Source organism: Nocardiopsis chromatogenes YIM 90109 (assembly GCF_000341185.1).
GTDB lineage: Bacteria > Actinomycetota > Actinomycetes > Streptosporangiales > Streptosporangiaceae > Nocardiopsis_A > Nocardiopsis_A chromatogenes.
This window is the reverse complement of sequence record NZ_ANBH01000238.1, coordinates 13,917-30,965: the sequence shown is the minus strand read 5'-3', so window position 1 is coordinate 30,965 and position 17,049 is coordinate 13,917. Positions and strand designations below refer to the sequence as shown.

Sequence of the window (17,049 nt, the reverse complement as noted above, 5' to 3'; positions counted from 1 at the left end):
GGCGGCCAGCCGCACCCGCAGCGGCCAGCGGCGCCAGAAGCCCCGGTCAGCCACCGGACCGGTCCTCCAGCACGTACCCCACGCCCCGCACCGTGTGCACCAGCCGGGGACCGCCCCCGGCCTCCAGCTTCCTGCGCAGGTAGCCGATGTAGACGTCGAGCGAGTTCGACCCCGGCCCGAAGTCGTACCCCCAGACCCGGTCGGCGATCACCGGGCGCGGCACCACCCGCCCGGCGTTCTGCAGCAGCACCTCCAGCAGGGCGAACTCGGTGCGGGTGAGCTCGATCGGCCGGTCCCCGCGCCAGACCCGGCCGCCGCCGGGCTCGGCCGTCAGGCCGCCGTAGGACAGCGCCTGCCCGGCGTCGGGGTAGGCGCGGCGCAGCAGCGCCCGCAGCCGGGCCAGCAGCTCGTCCAGGTCGAAGGGTTTGACCAGGTAGTCGTCGGCGCCCGCGTCCAGGCCCTCGACCCGGTCGCTGACCGCGTCGCGGGCGGTGAGCACCAGCACCGGGGTGCGGTCGCCGCGCTCACGCAGGCGCATGCACATGGTGAGGCCGTCCATGAACGGCATGAGCAGGTCGAGCACGATCGCGTCCGGCGGCCAGGCGCGCACCGCCTCCAGCCCGGTGGCGCCGTCGGTGGCGCGCCGCACCTCGTACCCCTCGATCTCCAGCGCTCCGGCGACGGCGTCGCGCACGGCGGGCTCGTCCTCGACCACCAGCACCCGCGCCCCGCCGGGGCCTGCTCCTCGACTCACCCCAACGAAGCTACTCGGCCGCGACCAGCGAGGACACGCACCACCGGGTTTTCTCAGAGATCTCTTAAGGGCGCCGGCCGACGGCCCGGCGGCGGACCGCCGGACGATCCGGGGCGCTCGGGCACGGAGTTCTCATGTTCCTCTTAACCACGGGGGTGAGACTGCCGACCGGACCGCGTTCCCGGTGCGGGGTGTCCGCGGGGGTGGCCCCCGCTCCGGGGACCGGTCAGGACCCCTCGTCCAGGAGGGTCCACGTTTCGGTCTCGTCGCCCACGTCGGCCTCGATCGTCCGCCCGTCGTCGGACAGGGCCAGGGTCATCGAAGGGATCGGGACGAGGCACTGCGTGACCGTCAGGACGTGTTCACCGGCCGCGGTATCGATCTCCCCGTTGCAGGTGAAGCCGCTGGATTCGATGGAGACCGCGCCGTTGGCGAGGATGCGGATCTCCGGGTAGGTGCCGTCCTCGTTCTGCGGCCCCTGCCAGGTGCCCTCCAGCGGGTGCCGTCCGCCCTCCCCTCCACCGCCTTCGCCGTCCGCCTCGGACGCTTCCCCGCCCGGCTCCCCATCGGCGGCCGACGCGTCCGGGGAGGCCGGGGACGGCGCGGAAGAGGACGGAGGGGGTGAGGAGGACGGGGAGGATGCCGACGGGGTGGCGGCCGCGTCCTCGGAAGACGGCCCGTCGCCGCCGGACGCGCCACAGGCGGTGACGAGGATCAGTGCGGGGACTGCGATGAGATACCGCATCGACGCTGCCATGCCGGAATGCCTCCTGGGAGAGGGGGAGAGGGGTTCCGGCCCTTTACGTCGCCCGGAATCCCCTCCCGGTTCGATCGAACCGCCCCGGGGGCCGGGACGGCCCCGATCACACTGCCTCACAGCACCGCCGAGCGCCACGCCTCCTCGTCCGCCGCCAGGAGGCGGTCGCGGACCTCTTTCGGGGGCGGGGGCGCCGTGTCGCCGGGGGCCTTCAGGCAGGCCGCCGCCATCAGGTGGCCGAGCCGCAGCCGGTCCCGCACCGGCAGGCCCCTGAGCAGCCCGGACAGGAACCCCGCCGCGAAGGCGTCCCCCGCGCCGACCGGTTCGACGACCCCGGTCTTCAGCGCGGGCACCCGCACCGTCTCCTCTGCCGAGAAGCACACCGCGTCCGCTTCGGCGTCCTTGACCACCAGCAGCGGCACCCCGGGCAGCAGGCCGCGCACCTCCTCGGCCCCGCGGGCGCCCCAGAGGCGGGCCGCCTCGTCGGCCCCGACGAACACCGCGTCCGCCCGCGCCGCCAGCCGGAGCAGGTGCGGCGCCGCGCGCTCCGCGCTCCACAGCGCGGGCCGGTGGTTGACGTCGAACGAGACCAGCGGCCCTCCGCTCGGCCGGTCCGGTGCCAGCAGCCGGTCCACCAGCGCCGCGCACCCCGGCGACAGGGCCGGGGTGATGCCGGAGGCGTGCACCAGGCGCGCCCCGCCCGGCAGCCGGGTGTGCGGCCCCATGGCCGCGGCGGCCGATCCGGCCCTGTAGTAGTGCACCCGGCTTCCGGCCGGGGCGGGGTCCTTGAGGTACACGCCGGTGGGCCGGTCCGGGTCGACCTCCACGCCGGAGGTGTCCACCCCCCGCGCCCGCAGCTCGGCGCCGACGACCCGCCCGAACGGGTCGTCGCCCAGCCGCCCGACCCAGGCGGCGCGGTGCCCGAGCGCGGCCAGCCCGGCGGCGGTGTTGGCCTCGGCGCCGCCCGCGCCGACCGCGAGGTCCCCCCCGCGGTCGGCGGGCGCGCCGTCCGCCGGGGCCAGCACGGCCATGGTCTCCCCGACGCACACGGCCTCGGGACCGCCCGTCCGCCCCACCCGCGCCCCTTCCCCTCCGCCTGTGGTGACCTGCGCACGCGTGTCTCCGCGATACGGAAGGCTCACCCTAACGGCGGGGCGGAGCCGCGTGCCACGGCCCGGGGCGAGGGCGCCGCGCTGCACAACGCGGGAGGGCGGATCCTACCGGTCCGGGCTCAGCCGACCCTGCGGATCCCGGCGATGTGGTCGGCGTAGTAGTCGGCCAGCCGCACGACCTGGACGCGCTTGCCGGAGCTGGGCGCGTGCACCATGCGCCCGTCGCCCAGGTGGATGCCCACGTGCGAGGGGCCGGAGTAGAAGAAGACCAGGTCCCCGCGGGCCGCGTTCGCGCGGGACACCGGCGTGCCCTGGCGGTACTGGTCGTAGGTGGTGCGGGGGAGGGAGCGCCCCGCCTTTCCGTAGGCCCATGTGACGAGCCCGGAGCAGTCGAAGGAGTCCGGTCCGTCCGCGCCGTACCGGTACGGCTTGCCGACCTGGTCGAGCGCGTGCCCGACGGCGTTTCGGGCGACCGTGGAGGCGGGCGCCGCGGGGGCCGCCACCGCCTCGGTGGCGCCGAGGGCGAGCAGCGCCGATAAGAGGACCGCCGCCCGGACGAGCGGCCTCGGCCGCCGGAAGCCGGTACTTCGGTGAGTGATTTTCTCGTAACCGTAAGTAGTCATAATGGCCATGGGTCTCCCCCCGTCGTTCCGCGCGCCCCTCGGGGCGCGTCCGGTTCCCGGCCCGCCCCGAGGGCACGGGCCGCACGGTTCCCCACGGAAGCACACCGCCCCCCGGGTTACGGCGCACGCCTAACCCGGTGGCGTGTCGCCCTGAACTCCTGGCCATGATCGTGCAATGCGGATTCGACCCGGCGGCGGCCGCGGCAAAGCGCCCCCCACCCGCCCGCCACGGAACACCCGCGCCTTGACCTCCAGTGCACTGGAGGTTCCAGAGTGGGCCCATGGACGAACACCAGCGGCAGGAGATCCGCGACCTCATCGCCGAGCACACCCGCCTGTGGATCGCGCACGACATGGACGCCTGGGGCGCCTACTTCACCGAGGACGCGGACTTCATCACCCACCGCGGCCTGTGGTGGCGCACCCGCCAGGAGAACGTCGAGGGGCACAAGGACGTCCCCGACTCCGTCATCGCGCAGAAGGCCGCCTACACCCAGGAGGTCGTGAGCATCCGGCCGCTCGCCCCGGACACCGCGCTGGTCCACACCGTGTGGACGTGGCCCGAGCACCGCCTCCCCGACGGACGCCCGCCCGAGGACCGCGGCGGCCTCATCACCCTCGTCCTGGTCCGCCGCGACGGCGCCTGGCTGATCCGCGCCGCGCACAACACCCGCACGAACGGGGTGGACGACTTCGCGCCGCAGGGGTGACCGCACCGCCCCCATCGGGGTCGCAGGGCGTCCTCCTTGGATCCGGGCCCTCCGGAGCGACGCACGGCCCCCACCGCGTCCTCGCCGGTCGACAGCGTGCCGACCTGTCCCCCTCGCCCCCGGGGGCCGTTGCGTGGATCACGGCCTCCTGCGCGGCGCCCGGGCACGGCCCTCGCTGCGTTCCGATCGGGCGACAGCCTGCCGACCGGCATTTTCCCCGGGTCGCAGCCGAATGGCGCCGTCGGCGCCTTCTACGGCCGTGACCCACGCAACACCCCGGCGGCGGCCGCGCCCGGACGCCGCCCGCGCGGCCCCGGTCCGCGGAACACGCCTACCCCGGCGCCCCCTCGGCGAGGCAGGCGCCGATGACCGCCGCCAGGTGGTCCACCAGCCGGTCCGGCTCCAGCTCGTTCAGCGAGGCCGCCCCCTCGATCCGGCGCACCAGGCCGACCCCCAGGATCACCGACGCCACCAGCGACGCCCGCGCCCGCGCCTCCGGCCCGCCGATCACCTCCGCCAGCGGGCCGATGACCGCGTTCTTCAGCCGCTCCTCGTGCACCGACTTCAGGTCCGGGTCGCCGGCCGAGTGCTCCAGCGCCCGCGCCAGCGGGGTCCCCCCGGCCAGGGTGCGGTGCACCACGTGCTCGGCGAGCCGCCGCGGCAGCCCCTCCCGGTCGCCCTCGACGATGCCGGGGAAGGCCGCCTCCTCGGCGATCACCTCGGCCAGCAGCCCGCGCTTGGCCCCGAAGTACCGGTTGATCAGCGCGACGTTCACACCGGCGTGCGCGGCGATGCGGCGCGAGGAGACCTTCGCGTAGCCCTCACTGGTGAACAGTTCGCGCGCGCTGGCCAGGATGCGCCGGCGCGTGGCCTCCCGGTCGCGCGCCCGCCCGGCGCACCCGCCGTCCTCCGCCCGCTCCATCGGTGTCGCGCTCCCCGTCGTCCTTCGGGTCCGTCGGTCTCATCGTCGCACGTCGCCCCGGTCCCCCCGGACAACCGGCTTGACAAGTCAACACTGTTTACTTATACCGGAGGGGAGAATCGGCCCTCCCCTCATCCCACGAACGGACCGCCGCCCGGCGGTCCCTCCGGCGTGCCCGCGCACGCCGCGCGCGGTGGCGGGGTGGGCCCCGGTCCGTCCGGGCGCGACCGCTCAGGCGGCGCGCGGACGGCGCACGACGATGAGCGTCGAGGGGGAGAACGCGTGGTGGAGCGGGCGATCACCGACCGGTCGGACCAGGGCCCGCGGCCGGGCCCCGGCCCGGTCGCGGCGGGGGACGGCGCGGACGGGCAGGGCCCACCGGGCCCCCGCTACACCCGGCGGCAGGTGGTCGAGATCCTCGCGGGCCTGATGCTCGCGATGCTGACCTCGATGCTGACCACCTCCATCGTGGGCACCGCGCTGCCCACGATCGTCGGGGAGCTGGGCGGCCAGGACAAGCTCTCCTGGGTGGCCGGCGCCACCCTGCTCACCATGACCGCCTCCACCCCGCTGTGGGGCAAGCTCTCCGACATCTGGGGCCGCAAGCTGCTGTTCCAGACGGCGCTGGTGATCTTCATCGGCTCCTCGGTCGCCGCCGGGTTCGCCCAGGACATGTCCTGGCTCATCGGCGCCCGCTTCGTGCAGGGCATCGGCGCGGGCGGCCTGGCCACCCTGCCGCAGGTCATCCTCGGCGACGTGGTCGAGCCCCGCGAGCGCGGCCGCTACGCCGGGTTCCTCGGCGCCGTCTTCGGCGTCTCCACCGTCGCCGGGCCGCTGCTCGGCGGCTTCCTGGTGGACAGCCCGCTCGGCTGGCGCTGGTGCTTCTTCATCACCGTCCCGGTGGCCGCGGCCGCCTTCATCACCATCCAGCGGCTGCTGCGGCTGCCCCGGCGCCCGCGCGGCGGCGCCCGCGTCGACTGGCAGGGCGCCTCGTGCATCGTCGGCGCCGCCGGGCTGGCCATGCTGGTGCTGAGCCTGGGCGGCAAGGAGTTCGACTGGAACTCCGCGCCCACCTATCTGATGTCGGCCGGGGCGCTGCTTCTCGCCGGGCTCGCCGTGGTCGCCGAGCGCCGCGCCGCCGACCCGATCCTGCCGCCGCGCCTCTTCGCCGACCGCACCTTCCTGTTCTCGGCCGCGGCGTCGATGTGCGTGGGCATGGCGATGTTCGGGGTGATGATCTACTTCCCGCAGTACCTGCAGATCGTCAAGGGGATGAGCCCCACCGCCTCGGGCCTGATGACACTGCCGATGGTGCTGGGCCTGCTCGCCGCCTCGGTCTCGTCCGGGTTCCTGGTCAGCCGCACCGGCAGGTGGAAGCGGTTCCCGGTCGCCGGGATGGTGCTGATCCTGGCGGGCTTCGGGGTGCTCTCGACGCTGGAGGTCGGCTCGCCGCTGGTGCTGGTCGGCGCCGGGGTCGCGCTGATCGGCCTGGGGCTGGGGCTGTCCATGCAGATCCTCATCCTGGCCGTGCAGAACGCGCTGCCCCGCGCCGACATGGCCGCGGCGACCTCCGCGGTATCCTTCTTCCGCAACCTGGGCGGCGCGTTCGGGGTGGCGGTCTTCGGCGCGGTGATGACCGAGCGGCTCCACTCCGAGCTGGAGGCGATGGCCAGGTCCGCCGCGAAGGCCGCGGCCGAGGCCGAGGCGCAGGGGCTCCCCGCGCCGGAGATGCCGCACCTGTCGGAGAAGGCGCTGGGGTCGCCGGACGCCATCCACGGGCTGCCCGCCGCCGTGCAGGACGGGGTCGTCGAAGCCTTCAACACCGCCATGCACCAGGTGTTCGTGCTGGGCATGCCGATCGCGGCCGTCGGATTCGCGCTGGTGCTGTTCCTGCGGCAGGTCCCGCTGCGCTCCGGGAACCGGTAGGCCCGGGGCGCGCCCGGCCGCCGGGCGCGCCCCGGCGTTCGGCTACAGGTAGCGGCGGAAGCCCTGGGCCGAGTCGTCGAAGCCGAGGGCGCGGTAGAAGCCCTGCGCCCCCTCCCGCCCCTCGTGGGAGAGCAGCTCCACCTTGAAGCAGCCCGCGCGGAACGCCCGGTCCAGGGCGTCCTCCATCAGGGCGCGGCCCACCCCGGAACGCCGGCACGCCGGGTCGACCACGACGTTGTCGACGATCGCCCACGGCTGGGCGTCGTGGGTCAGGCCCGCGACGACCATCAGGTCGAGCGTGCCGATGATCTGCCCGCGGCGCTCGGCCACCAGCACCGAGCGGTCGGGGTCGCCCTCCATCCGGGTCCACGCGCGCACGGCGGCCGAGGACATGCGGACGGTGCCGCCCTGCGCGGGCCGCCCGTCGCCGAGTTCGCGCAGGAGCCGCAGGATGGCGCCCAGGTCCGACCGAATGGCCGTGCGGATCATCATGGCTCAGGCATGGTAGCCGACCGGGGGCGACACATCCGACGTCCCCCCGCATACCGGGACGAACGAGGCCGGGGCCGGGGCGCACGCCCCGGCCCCGGACCGACATGTACCACCCGGGCGACCGCCCCTAAGGCTTGATGATGCGGACCCCCTCACCCTGCTCGGCGTCCTGCTGCGGCTTCTGCGGAGCCGCGGCCGGGCGCTGGTGCACGGCGGTGGCGCCGGGGTCGGCCTGGCCGGGCCGAGGCTGCGGCTGCTGGTCGTTCCGGGCCTGCTGGTTCTGCTGGTTCTGCTGCGGCCCGGTGCCCTGCTGCGCCTGCTGGGCGGACTGCTGGGCCGCGGCCTCCGGCGGGGCGGGCACGTTGTAGCGCGTGCCCTGCGGGGACGCCTGCGACGCCGCCGGACGCTGCTGCCCCTGGGCGGCCTGCNGCCCCGGGGCGCCCTGCCGGTCCTGCGGCTGGTGCTGGGGGCGGGCGGCCTGCTGCGCCGTCGCGGGGTCGATCTTGACGGTGGCCTCGTCAGGGGCCTGCTGCCCCTGCTGGCCCTGCTGGCTCTGCCGCCCCTGCTGCGGACCGGTGCCCTGCTGCTGGGCCGCCCCCTGCTGGGGGCCGCTCTGCGGCGCGGCCGCGGGCGCGGCGGGCTTCTCCTGCGGCTTGGCCGCCTGCTCCGGCTTCGCCTCGGGCTTGGCGGGCTGGGCCTTGGCGGCCTCGGGCTTGGGGGGCTCAGGCGCGGCCTGCTGCCCGGCCTTCCCCGACTGGCCCGACTGGCCCGACTGCCCGGCCTTCGCGGGCTCGGCCTTCGCCTGCGGCTTGGCCGCGCCTCCCTGCTCGGAGGCGCCGCCCTGGCCCTGCTGCCCGCCCTCGGCCTCCTCCGGGGCGTCCGGCTCCAGCGGGCCCGCCGTCTTCTCGGCCTGCAGCAGCTCGGCGAGGGTCTGGTGCATGTCGCCGAGGCGGCGCACCGCCTCGCCGTGGGTGGCGGTCAGGGTGGCCAGGCGGCGGTCGGCGGTGTCGTTGATCCGCTTGGCCCGGGCCTCGGCGTCGCCGACCTTGCGCTCGGCGTCCTTCTCGGCCTGGGAGCGGATCTGCTCGGCCTCCTGCTTGGCGGTGGACACGAGGTCGTTGGCCTCGGACCGGGCGCTGGAGAGCACACGCTCGGCGTGCTCGTCGGCGTCCTTGCGGGCCTTGGCCGCGTCCTCCTCGGCCTTGGAGCGGATGCCGGCGACCTCCTCGTCGATCTGCGCCCGCTTCTCCTTGGCCTCCTCCTCCGCTATCCGCAGGATGGTGGCCATGCGTTCGCTGATCTGCTCGTGCTCGGGCTTGACCGCGGCCTTCTCCTTGGCCTCGGCCAGCTCGCGGCGGAGCTGCTCCAACTCGTCGTGGGCCCGGGCCAGCCGCTCCTGCAGATCCCGGATGTGGTTGTGGTTGCGCACCACGAAGTCGTCGACCTGGCGCTTGTCGTAGCCCTTGCGGGCGCTCGGGAACGCCTCCTCGCGCAGGAGGTTCGACACGATGTCTGAGTTCTGCTCGTTCATGTCCTAATCAACCGGGTTGGCGGCATGTCGGGGAAGGGGTGACCCGCCCCCTGTGCCCATCTTGCCCATAACGCCCTGATCACGCACCAGCGACATTCAAATCTCACACAACGGGGCGTCACCGCACGACGGGGGCAGGGTGCGGGTCGAATGCGAAGCGTGGCCTTGCGAACACCAGGAGGCGACCACCGTAGCCGCCGGTACCAGCGCGTCTCAATAGCCGGGTCCGACAGGTCTCCGTGCTCACCGCCCGCCGCGTTACTAAGGTATTCGCGATCGGCGCCGCGCGGGGCCGGAGCCGGGGATCGGCCGGCGGCGCGGGGCCTGGGAGGGAGATCGCGATGGTGGAGCCGACCCGTCCGTTGGTGGGTGAGGCGCCGTTCGGCGCCCCCGCGGTGCATGAGGAGGCGTGGATCGCGCCGGGCGCCGTGGTCGTGGGGCGGGTGCGCATCGGCGCGCACAGCAGCATCTGGTACGGCACGGTGGTGCGGGCCGACACCGAGGACATCGTCATCGGCGAGCGCTGCAACGTGCAGGACCAGTGCGGCCTGCACTCCGACCCCGGCGAGCCCGCCGTGCTGGAGGACCGGGTCAGCCTCGGGCACCAGGCGATGGTGCACGGCGCGGTGGTCGAGGAGGGCGCCCTGGTCGGCATCGGCGCGCGCGTGCTCGGCGGTGCCCGGGTGGGCGCGGGGGCGCTGGTGGCCGCGGGCGCGCTGGTCCCGCCGGGCAAGACGGTGCCCCCGGGGACGCTCTGGGCGGGGGTGCCCGGGAAGGTCGTCCGCGAACTCACCGAGGAGGACCGCGCGGTGTTCGCCGAGACTCCGGAGAAGTACGCGCGCTATGCGGGGATGCACCGCGAGGTGGTCTGGCGCTAGGGCGTGCCTCCGGGGCGGCGGCCCCCGCCCGGGGCACGTCCGGGGCATGCCCGGAGCCCGCCCCGGAGGGGCCATCGCCCCCGGTGACTAGGGCGCGAATGGTCCTTCCGGGTCATGCGGCGCGAGGCTACCCGGACGTAGCCTGTGGGGCACTGCTGGGCCCCGGGAGGTGCGCGCATGGAACCCCACGTCGACGCGCGCCTGCAGGACGGGGAGGCCCTGGAGGAGATCGAGCTCTACGCCGACGTCCTCATCGCCGCGGCCGGGTCCGAGGACCCGCTGAGCACCGACGAGCTCGACCGCGTGCTGGGCGTGCGCCCGCGCGGCCGACGCCGCCGGAACGAGCGCGGGGGCGGTGCGGCCGGGCCGTCCCGCCCGGCCGCACCGCCCCCGTTGGAGCGCCCTTAGCCTCCGCGGTCTCCGCGCCTCGCCCGGCGGCGGCCCGGTCGCCCCGGACCGCCACTCGGCCGGGTTCGGCTCAGGCGTTCTCCTTCTCCGGCTCGGCCTGCCCGCCGGAACCGCCGTCCTCGCCCTTGATCGAGCGCAGCAGGAGCTGGGAGACGTCGACGACCTCCAGGCTCTCCTTGGCCTCGCCCTTGGACTTCTTCTCGTTGATCGCATCCCCGAGCATCACCTGGCAGAAGGGGCACGCGGTGGAGACGGTGTCCGGGTTCGTGGTCAGCGCCTCGTCCACCCGCTCGGTGTTGATGCGCTTGCCGAGCTTCTCCTCCATCCACATGCGCGCGCCGCCCGCGCCGCAGCAGAAGCCGCGCTCCTTGTGGCGGTGCATCTCCTGGGTCTTGACGCCCGGGACCTGCGCCATGATCTCCCGCGGCGGGGTGTAGACCTTGTTGTGCCGCCCCAGGAAGCAGGGGTCGTGGTAGGTGATGTTCTCCTCGATCGGCGTGACCGGGGTCAGGCGCCCGTCCTCGACCAGCTTGGCGAGCAGCTGGCTGTGGTGCACCACCTCGTACTCGCCGCCGAGCTGCGGGTACTCGTTGCCCAGGGTGTTGAAGCAGTGCGGGCAGCTCGCCACGATCCGGGTGGCGCCGACCTCGTTGAGCGTCTCCACGTTCTGCTGGGCCAGCATCTGGAAGACGTACTCCATGCCCAGGCGGCGGGCCGGGTCGCCGGTGCAGGCCTCCATGCCGCCGAGCACGGCGAACTTCACACCGGCGGTGTGCAGCAGCTCGGCGATGGCCTTGGTGGTCTTCTTGGCGCGGTCCTCCAGGGCCCCGGCGCATCCGACCCAGAACAGGTACTCGGTGCCCTCGGGCAGGGAGTCCTCGACGACCGGCACCTCGAAGTCGACCTCGGAGACCCAGTCGAGGCGCTTGTCCTCGGCCATGCCCCACGGGTTGCCCTTGTTCTCCAGGTTCTTGAGCAGGGTGTTGGCCTCGGAGGGGAAGCTCGACTCGATCATCACCTGGTAGCGGCGCATGTCGAGGATGTGGTCGATGTGCTCGATGTCGACCGGGCACTGCTCGACGCAGGCGCCGCAGTTGGTGCAGGACCACAGGACGTCGGGGTCGATGACCCCGCCCTCCTCCTCGGTGCCCACCAGCGGCCTCTCCAGCAGGGCGAGCACGTCGGTCCCGGCGTGCGCGGCGTCCTCCTTGGCCTTCTCCTCCAGCACCTCGGGGGTCAGGCCCTGCATGAGGTAGGGGGCCTTGGCGTAGGCGTGCTCCCGCAGGTCCATGACCAGCTTCTTGGGCGAGAGCGGCTTGCCGGTGTTCCAGGCGGGGCACTGCGACTGGCACCGGCCGCACTCGGTGCAGGTGGTGAAGTCGAGCAGGCCCTTCCAGGTGAAGTCCTCGATCCTGCCGACGCCGAAGGGGTCCTCGTCGGGGTCGGCCTCCTCGAAGTCGAGGGGCTTCTCACCGGTCTTGTCCATCATCGGCTTGGCCGCGCCCAGCGCGGGCGAGCCGTCGGTGTTGCGCTTGAAGTAGATGTTGACCGGGGCGGTGAAGCGGTGCCAGCCCACGCCCATGGTCAGCACCAGCGCCAGCACCATGAAGAAGATCCAGGAGATGATCAGCTTGAACGCGGCGACCAGGGCCAGGCCGGGCTCGCTGGCCGGCAGGACCGCGCCCACGGCGTGCGAGACCGGGGTGGCCCACACCGGGAACGGGAAGTCGTCCAGGGCGACCTTGAAGCCGCGGATCACGAAGATGCTGACCAGCAGCGCGAAGATGTAGGCCTCGACGTAGTAGGCCTGCCAGCTGCGGGAGTTGTCGAAGCGCGAGGCGCGGCCCAGGCGCTTGGGGTTCTTGACCTGCCGGTAGATCGCCAGGCCCACGATGGCCACCAGGCTGAAGGCGGCGATGACCTCGATGGCCAGGCCGTAGACCGTCCAGTCGTGGATGAGCGGCAGGTGGAAGTGCGGGTTCCACACCTCGCCGTGCGCCTCGGCCACGGTGAACACCAGCAGCGGGAACGACACCATGACGAACCAGTGCGCCACGCCGATCCAGCGCCACTTGAGCATGCGCGTGTGCCCGAGGGACTCGATGAGCGTGGTCGTCAGTCGCCTCCCGAAGGGCCCCTTGCGGTCCTTCTCAACCGGCCGGCCGACGCCCACGGTCCGCACCATTTGGCGGATGCCAAAGGCGAACATGGCGACCCCGACCACGGCGAAGAGGGTCGTCACGACCCCCAGAACGATGTAGAGCATCGCCCGCGGCCTCCCAATCCTGCTGTCGTGGTGCACTGCCCGGCGCGCCACACACCGGGTCCCAACAGATGTTACTAGCGAGTAATGGCGCCGGGGGCACCGACCCGCCCCTCCGTCGGCCCGCACCCCGTTCGCACACCCGGGGGCCGGCGCCGCCCCCGGTGCGCCAATGATCCACCAAAACATCCCGGCACCGGGAACAACCGCACCGGCCCCCGCGTTATACGGGCTGGCGTCGAACTTGAGTCTGGCTGACTCAAGTGATTTGACAGCCGACGACGGACGAAGCAAACTTTCGCCCGTAAGACTCAACTTTGACGGAGGACGTACTCATGGCACGTGCGGTCGGTATCGACCTGGGAACGACCAACTCGGTCGTCTCGGTCCTGGAGGGCGGCGAGCCCACGGTGATCGCGAACGCCGAGGGCGCGCGGACCACCCCGTCCGTCGTCGCCTTCGCCAAGAACGGCGAGGTGCTCGTCGGCGAGGTCGCCAAGCGCCAGGCGGTCACCAACGTCGACCGGACCATCCGCTCGGTCAAGCGCCACATCGGCACCGACTGGTCCACCGAGATCGACGACAAGACCTTCAACCCGCAGCAGATCAGCGCCTTCGTGCTGCAGAAGCTCAAGCGGGACGCCGAGGCCTACCTCGGCGAGGAGGTCACCGACGCGGTCATCACCGTCCCTGCCTACTTCAGCGACTCCCAGCGCCAGGCCACCAAGGAGGCCGGGACGATCGCCGGGATGAACGTCCTGCGCATCATCAACGAGCCCACCTCCGCGGCCCTGGCCTACCACCTGGAGAAGGAGGACGAGGCCACCATCCTCGTCTACGACCTGGGCGGCGGCACCTTCGACGTGTCCCTGCTGGAGGTCGGCGACGGCGTGGTCGAGGTCAAGGCCACCAACGGCGACAACCACCTGGGCGGCGACGACTGGGACCAGGCGGTCGTGGACTGGCTGGTCGAGCGGTTCAAGAACGCCAACGGCGTGGACCTGTCCAAGGACAAGATGGCGCTGCAGCGGCTGCGCGAGGCCGCCGAGAAGGCCAAGATCGAGCTGTCCAGCTCCAGCGAGTCGGCGATCAACCTGCCCTACATCACCGCCTCGGCGGAGGGTCCGCTGCACCTGGACGAGAAGCTGACCCGCGCCGAGTTCCAGCGCCTGACCGGCGACCTGCTCGAGCGCACCAAGGCCCCCTTCCACCAGGTCATCAAGGACGCCGGGATCAGCGTCGACAAGATCGACCACGTGGTCATGGTCGGCGGCTCGACCCGCATGCCCGCGGTCGTGGAGCTGGTCAAGGAGCTGACCGGCGGCAAGGACCCGAACAAGGGCGTCAACCCCGACGAGGTCGTCGCGGTCGGCGCGGCCCTGCAGGCCGGCGTGCTCAAGGGCGAGGTCAAGGACGTCCTGCTGCTGGACGTCACCCCGCTGTCGCTGGGCATCGAGACCAAGGGCGGGGTGTTCACCAAGCTCATCGAGAAGAACACCACGATCCCGACCAAGCGCTCGGAGATCTTCACCACGGCCGACGACAACCAGCCGTCCGTGCAGATCCAGGTCTACCAGGGCGAGCGCGAGATCGCGCAGTACAACAAGAAGCTGGGCGTCTTCGACCTGTCCGGCCTGCCCCCGGCGCCGCGCGGCGTGCCGCAGATCGAGGTCACCTTCGACATCGACGCCAACGGCATCGTCAACGTGACCGCCAAGGACCTGGGCACCGGCAAGGAGCAGTCGGTGACGATCTCCGGCGGCTCGGCGATGTCCAAGGACGACATCGACAAGATGGTCCGCGAGGCCGAGCAGTACGCCGAGGAGGACCGCAAGCGCCGCGAGGAGGCCGAGGTCCGCAACAACGCCGAGTCCCTCGTCTACCAGACCGAGAAGGTCATCAAGGACAACGAGGAGCAGATCCCGGCCGAGGTCAAGTCCGAGACCGAGGCCGCGCTCGGCGAGCTGAAGCAGGCCCTGGAGGGCACCGACACCGAGGCCATCCGCTCGGCGAGCGAGAAGGTCGCCCTGGCCAGCCAGAAGATCGGCTCGGCCATCTACGGCCAGCAGCAGGCGGGCGCCGAGGGCGCGGACGCCTCCGCCGCCGGCGGCGCCCAGCAGGAGGAGTCCGACGTCGTCGACGCCGAGATCGTCGACGAGGACAACGGCAAGCGCGACGGCCAGGCCTGAGCGGCGCTCGGACTCTTCTAGCTAGGAGGTGCGGCCAATGGCGCTGCCTGACTACGAGAACGGCGAGGCGGAGGAGGGGCCGGTGATCCGCGACAAGCGGCGCGTCGACCCCGAGACCGGCGAGCTGCGCACCCCCGACGGCGCCGACACCGGGCCGGGGGCCCCGGCCGCCGACGAGGCGGCCGGGCCCGAGGCCCCCGCGGAGGCCGACCAGCGGGTCACCGAGCTCACCAACGACCTCAAGCGGTTGCAGGCCGAGTACGCCAACTACCGCAAGCGGGTCGACCGGGACCGGGCCGCCGTCAAGGAGCAGGCGCTGGCCCAGGTGGCCGGCGAGCTGCTGCCGATCCTCGACGACATCGGCCGTGCGCGCGAGCACGAGGAGCTGACCGGCGGGTTCAAGTCGGTCGGCGAGGCGCTGGAGTCGGTGGTGGTCCGCCTGGGGCTGACCAAGTACGGGGAGGCGGGCGACGCGTTCGACCCGACCGTGCACGAGGCCCTGACGATGGTCCCCCAGCCGGGGGTCGAGGCGCCCACCGTGATCGAGGTGTTCCAGCCGGGGTACGCCATCGGGGAGCGGGTGCTGCGCCCGGCCCGGGTGGTCGTGGCCGGCCCCGCCGATGAGCCCGAGGAGGCCGACGGGGACGGGGAGGACTCCGCCGAGGAGGCCGCCCCGGCCGCGGAGGCCGGGAACGACGAAGAGAAGAAGTAGGACGCGACCGCGCCCCGGGCACCGCCAGGTGCCCGGGGCGCGGACCACCGACGGCGCGGAGCGGGGAGAAGGCACACGTCCATGAGCACCAAGGACTACCTGGAAAAGGACTACTACAAGGTCCTAGGAGTCTCGAAGACGGCCACTCAGGACGAGATCAAGCAGGCCTACCGCAAGCTCGCGCGCGCCAACCACCCCGACGCCAACAAGGGCGACGACGAGGCCGAGGAGCGGTTCAAGGAGATCTCCGAGGCCTACAGCGTGCTGTCGGACGAGAAGCGGCGCAAGGAGTACGACGACGCCCGCTCCCTGTTCGGCGGCTCCTACCGGCCGGGCGGCGGCACCGGGCCCGGCGGCTTCGACCTGGGCGACCTCTTCGGGGGCGGCCCCGGCTCCGGAGGCGCGGGCGGAGGCGGCGACCGGCTGAGCGACCTGTTCGGCGGCCTGTTCGGGGGGCGCGGGCGCACCACCACGACGCCGCGGCGCGGCGCCGACGTCGAGACCGAGACCACGCTGAGCTTCACCGAGGCGGCCGAGGGGGTCACCCGCTCGTTCACGCTGACCTCGGACGCGGCGTGCGCCACCTGCAAGGGCACCGGCGCGCGGGCGGGCACCTCGCCGCGGATGTGCCCCAAGTGCACGGGCACCGGGCACGAGAGCAAGAACCTGGGGGGCTTCTCCCTCTCCGAGCCCTGCAGCGAGTGCAAGGGCCGGGGCCTGGTCACCGACGACCCGTGCCCCACCTGCCACGGCAGCGGCCGCGGCAAGAGCAGCAGGACCGTTCAGGCGCGCATCCCCGCCGGCGTCTCCGACGGCCAGCGGATCCGGATCGCGGGCAAGGGAGCGCCGGGGGAGCACTCAGGCCCGGCCGGAGACCTCTACGTGGTGGTACGCGTGCACAAGCACCCCCTGTTCGGCAAGTCCGGCGAGAACCTGACCGTCACCGTCCCGGTGACCTTCCCCGAGGCGGTGCTCGGCGCCGACGTGCGCGTGCCCACCCTGGGCGGGGTGCCGGTGACGGTGAAGATCCCGCCGGGCACGCCCAGCGGCCGCACGCTGCGGGTGCGCGGCAAGGGCTCGCGCCGCCGCGACGGGACCATCGGGGACCTGCTCGTCACGGTCGAGGTGCAGGTGCCCCAGACGATCAGCGCCGACGCGCGCGAGGCGCTGGAGAAGTACCGCGCCGCGACCTCCGACCACGACCCGCGGAGCGGTCTGGAGGCCCAGGCCAAGGGAGCGTGAGCATGATGAACCACGGTGGGCTCGGCGACGACGCCCCGGTCTACGTCATCTCGGTGGCCGCAGAGCTGTCCGGGCTGCACCCGCAGACGCTGCGCCAGTACGACCGGCTCGGCCTGGTCTCGCCGGGCCGCGCCCCCGGGCGCGGCCGCCGGTACTCGGCGCGGGACGTGCAGATGCTGCGCGAGGTGCAGCGGCTCTCCCAGGAGGAGGGCATCAACCTCGCCGGGATCAAGCGCATCCTGGAGCTGCAGCGGGAGGTGGCCGAGCTCCGCGAGACCGTCTTCCACCTGCACAACGAGCTGGAGGCGGCGCGCTCGGCGGTGGCCCGCCGGGGGGCGGCGCAGGGGCCGCCGCCGGTCCCGGGGGGCGAGCTGATGCCGGTGCGGCGCACCCGGGTGACGGTCTTCGGGGCCGCGCTCCAGCCCGACCCCCGGGAGGACCGCCGGGCCGAGCCCCGGGAGGAGCCGCGGGACGACCTCCGGGAGGACCCGCGCCGCGACTGACGGCGGCCGGAGCGGGGCACGCCCCGC

15 protein-coding genes are annotated in these 17,049 nt (G+C 73.2%); 8 read left to right on the top strand and 7 right to left on the bottom strand.

Annotation, left to right across the window (positions count from 1 at the left end):
* Positions 1–46: 46 nt before the first annotated feature.
* The 4 genes from D476_RS0122000 to D476_RS0121985 form a co-directional block, all read right to left on the bottom strand.
* Positions 47–721: a response regulator transcription factor gene (locus D476_RS0122000; RefSeq protein WP_017626080.1), complete on the bottom strand. Its 675-nt coding sequence runs from the start codon at positions 719–721 to the stop codon at positions 47–49.
* A gap of 259 nt (positions 722–980) precedes the next feature.
* Positions 981–1,511, bottom strand: a complete 531-nt coding sequence (locus D476_RS0121995; protein WP_017626079.1) for a hypothetical protein — start codon at positions 1,509–1,511, stop codon at positions 981–983.
* Between the two features lie 116 nt (positions 1,512–1,627).
* The gene (locus D476_RS0121990) at positions 1,628–2,587 is read right to left on the bottom strand and encodes a sugar kinase (RefSeq protein WP_017626078.1); all 960 of its coding nucleotides are present in this window, start codon (positions 2,585–2,587) and stop codon (positions 1,628–1,630) included.
* A gap of 155 nt (positions 2,588–2,742) precedes the next feature.
* Complete coding sequence (locus D476_RS0121985) at positions 2,743–3,246, bottom strand: C40 family peptidase (protein WP_239648792.1); 504 nt, start codon at positions 3,244–3,246, stop codon at positions 2,743–2,745.
* A 281-nt stretch (positions 3,247–3,527) separates the two neighbouring features.
* Here D476_RS0121985 and D476_RS0121980 point away from each other — a divergent pair, with 281 nt between their 5' ends.
* Positions 3,528–3,956, top strand: coding sequence for an SgcJ/EcaC family oxidoreductase (locus tag D476_RS0121980; RefSeq protein WP_017626076.1), 429 nt, complete (start codon positions 3,528–3,530; stop codon positions 3,954–3,956).
* Positions 3,957–4,287: 331 nt separating this feature from the next.
* On the opposite strand, the gene D476_RS0121975 is transcribed toward D476_RS0121980, so the two are convergent.
* Positions 4,288–4,878, bottom strand: a complete 591-nt coding sequence (locus tag D476_RS0121975) for a TetR/AcrR family transcriptional regulator (protein WP_017626075.1) — start codon at positions 4,876–4,878, stop codon at positions 4,288–4,290.
* A 282-nt stretch (positions 4,879–5,160) separates the two neighbouring features.
* Here D476_RS0121975 and D476_RS0121970 point away from each other — a divergent pair, with 282 nt between their 5' ends.
* Positions 5,161–6,804, top strand: coding sequence for an MDR family MFS transporter (locus D476_RS0121970; RefSeq protein WP_017626074.1), 1,644 nt, complete (start codon positions 5,161–5,163; stop codon positions 6,802–6,804).
* Positions 6,805–6,846: 42 nt separating this feature from the next.
* Here D476_RS0121970 and D476_RS0121965 read toward each other — a convergent pair whose 3' ends face one another.
* On the bottom strand, positions 6,847–7,296 hold the full coding sequence (locus D476_RS0121965) for a GNAT family N-acetyltransferase (RefSeq protein ID WP_017626073.1): 450 nt from the start codon (positions 7,294–7,296) through the stop codon (positions 6,847–6,849).
* Positions 7,297–9,168: 1,872 nt separating this feature from the next.
* On the opposite strand from D476_RS0121965, the gene D476_RS0121955 reads away from it, so the two are divergent.
* Positions 9,169–9,705, top strand: a complete 537-nt coding sequence (locus D476_RS0121955) for a gamma carbonic anhydrase family protein (RefSeq protein WP_017626071.1) — start codon at positions 9,169–9,171, stop codon at positions 9,703–9,705.
* A gap of 177 nt (positions 9,706–9,882) precedes the next feature.
* Positions 9,883–10,113, top strand: a complete 231-nt coding sequence (locus D476_RS0121950; RefSeq protein ID WP_017626070.1) for a hypothetical protein — start codon at positions 9,883–9,885, stop codon at positions 10,111–10,113.
* Between the two features lie 70 nt (positions 10,114–10,183).
* Here the strand turns inward: D476_RS0121950 and D476_RS0121945 are convergent, their stop codons facing one another.
* Positions 10,184–12,379 (bottom strand): heterodisulfide reductase-related iron-sulfur binding cluster, encoded by a 2,196-nt coding sequence (locus D476_RS0121945; RefSeq protein ID WP_017626069.1) that lies wholly within the window; start codon positions 12,377–12,379, stop codon positions 10,184–10,186.
* Between the two features lie 332 nt (positions 12,380–12,711).
* On the opposite strand from D476_RS0121945, the gene dnaK reads away from it, so the two are divergent.
* From dnaK to D476_RS0121925, 4 genes are all read left to right on the top strand, one after another.
* Positions 12,712–14,565: a molecular chaperone DnaK gene (gene dnaK / locus D476_RS0121940; RefSeq protein ID WP_017626068.1), complete on the top strand. Its 1,854-nt coding sequence runs from the start codon at positions 12,712–12,714 to the stop codon at positions 14,563–14,565.
* 37 nt (positions 14,566–14,602) lie between these two features.
* On the top strand, positions 14,603–15,277 hold the full coding sequence (grpE, locus tag D476_RS0121935) for a nucleotide exchange factor GrpE (protein WP_017626067.1): 675 nt from the start codon (positions 14,603–14,605) through the stop codon (positions 15,275–15,277).
* Positions 15,278–15,358: 81 nt separating this feature from the next.
* Complete coding sequence (gene dnaJ, locus D476_RS0121930) at positions 15,359–16,519, top strand: molecular chaperone DnaJ (protein WP_017626066.1); 1,161 nt, start codon at positions 15,359–15,361, stop codon at positions 16,517–16,519.
* A gap of 5 nt (positions 16,520–16,524) precedes the next feature.
* Complete coding sequence (locus tag D476_RS0121925) at positions 16,525–17,022, top strand: heat shock protein transcriptional repressor HspR (protein WP_051061817.1); 498 nt, start codon at positions 16,525–16,527, stop codon at positions 17,020–17,022.
* Positions 17,023–17,049: the final 27 nt, after the last annotated feature.